Raw genomic sequence first — 1,711 nt, 5'->3', positions numbered from 1 at the left:
GCGCCAAGTTCGCCTACGTCAAGGCGACCGAGGGCACCGGCTACACCAACCCGTATTTCGCGCAGCAGTACAACGGCTCCTACAACGCCGGCCTGATCCGTGGCGCGTACCACTTCGCGCTGCCCAACGCGTCGAGCGGTGCCACCCAGGCGACCTACTTCGTCAACCACGGCGGTGGTTGGTCGGCCGACGGCAAGACCCTGCCGCCGGCTCTGGACATCGAGTACAACCCGTACGGCGCCAGCTGCTACGGCCTGAGCCAGAGCGCGATGACCGCGTGGATCAGGGACTTCAGCAACACCGTGCACAGCCGCACCGGTCGCTACCCGACGATCTACACCACCACCGACTGGTGGAGCACCTGCACCGGCAACAACGGCGGTTTCGGCGCCACCAACCCGCTCTGGATCGCGCGGTACGCGAGTTCGGTGGGCACGCTGCCCAACGGCTGGTCCTACCAGACCATCTGGCAGTACGCCGACTCCGGCGTCTTCCCGGGCGACCAGGACGCCTTCAACGGCGCCTACGACCGGCTGCAGGCCCTGGCCGGCTGAGCCCTCGCGGCACGGTGCGGCGCCGGACGGGGTCCGGCGCCGCATCCTGCCGCCGAGGTGTGCCCGCGTCGCTCAGCGAGAGCGGCCCGGGCGCGGCCGGGCGGCTGGCGCCGTCGCGTCACCGGGCCGTGGGCCGAGTTGCAGCAGTTAGTACGAAATCGTATAGTGCGAAATCATGAAGTCCGAATCCGTGTCATCCGAGTGGTCGGCCCTGCTCGCCCTGCAGCGGGCCACCCACGCCACCCTGCAGGTGCTCGCCGCGGAGCTCGTCGACCTGGACCTGACCCCCTCCGAGATCAACGCGCTGGCCAATCTCGCGGACGGCCAGGGCCGGACCGTCTCCGCGCTCGGTGCGGCCGTGGGCACCCGCCCCACCACGCTGACCAGCGTGCTCGACCGCCTGGAGCGGCGCGGTCACATCACCCGCGGCACCCGCCCGGGAGACCGCCGCGCGGTGCTCATCGAGCTCACCGCCTCCGGCCGGGTGGCCGCCGCCACGATCCGCGAGGCGATCACCGACCTGGAGCGCCGCGCTCTCCACGGCCTGCCGGCCGACGCGATCGCCGGCCTGCGCGCCGCGCTGCAAGCCCTGACCGAGGTGTCCGCATGACCGCCCAGCCCGCCGACTTCAGCGCACTGATGGCCGAAGTGACCGCGGTCTCGGGGAAGTTCGGCCACCGGGAGCACGTACACCTGACGTGGCTGGCCGTGCGACGGTTCGGCACACCCGCAGCGGTGGGTCTGGTCAGCGACGGCATCCAGCGCACCGCCCGCTACGCGGGCGCACCCCAGAAGTACCACGTGACCGTCAGCCGGGCCTGGGTGGAACTGGTGGGCCACCACGCGGCCCAGGGCGGCGACGACGAGTTCACCGCGTTCGCCGACAGCCACCCCCTCCTGCTCGACAAGCGCCTGCTGACCCGGTTCTACCGTCCGGCGACGCTGGCCGGCGCACAGGCCAGGGCGGGCTGGGTCGAGCCCGACCTCGCACCGTTCCCCTGGCAGGACGGCGATCGTCGGCAAGCCGGGGAGGAGCCGGCGCCGCGACCGTAACCGGGCGGCGGCCCGGGCCATGGCCCGGCCCGGCCCGGTCGTGCTTCCGTCAGAGGCTGCGGGCGGTGATGTCGCCGTGCGGGGTGGTGGCGCGGATGGTGAGG

General features: G+C 72.2%; 3 protein-coding genes. All 3 read left to right on the top strand.

Going from position 1 to position 1,711, the window contains the following annotated elements:
- Positions 1-554 (top strand): lysozyme (locus tag ABD323_RS40875; RefSeq protein ID WP_344447177.1); only part of this gene is annotated, 554 nt, incomplete at its 5' end.
- 175 nt (positions 555-729) lie between these two features.
- Positions 730-1,164, top strand: a complete 435-nt coding sequence (locus ABD323_RS40870) for a MarR family winged helix-turn-helix transcriptional regulator (protein WP_344447176.1) — start codon at positions 730-732, stop codon at positions 1,162-1,164.
- On the top strand, positions 1,161-1,607 hold the full coding sequence (locus ABD323_RS40865; RefSeq protein WP_344447175.1) for a hypothetical protein: 447 nt from the start codon (positions 1,161-1,163) through the stop codon (positions 1,605-1,607). Before ABD323_RS40870 ends, ABD323_RS40865 begins: the two co-directional genes overlap by 4 nt.
- Positions 1,608-1,711: the final 104 nt, after the last annotated feature.

The sequence above is a fragment of the Kitasatospora nipponensis genome (genome assembly GCF_039528135.1).
Classification (GTDB): Bacteria; Actinomycetota; Actinomycetes; order Streptomycetales; family Streptomycetaceae; genus Kitasatospora; species Kitasatospora nipponensis.
The sequence above is the reverse complement of the archived record's forward strand: the minus strand, read 5'-3'. Positions and strand labels throughout refer to the sequence as shown.

Coding starts and splice junctions, on each gene's coding strand:
- ABD323_RS40870 (WP_344447176.1), top strand. CDS start 730: ATGAAGTCCGAATCCGTGTCATCCGAGTGGTCGGCCCTGCTCGCCCTG.
- ABD323_RS40865 (WP_344447175.1), top strand. CDS start 1,161: ATGACCGCCCAGCCCGCCGACTTCAGCGCACTGATGGCCGAAGTGACC.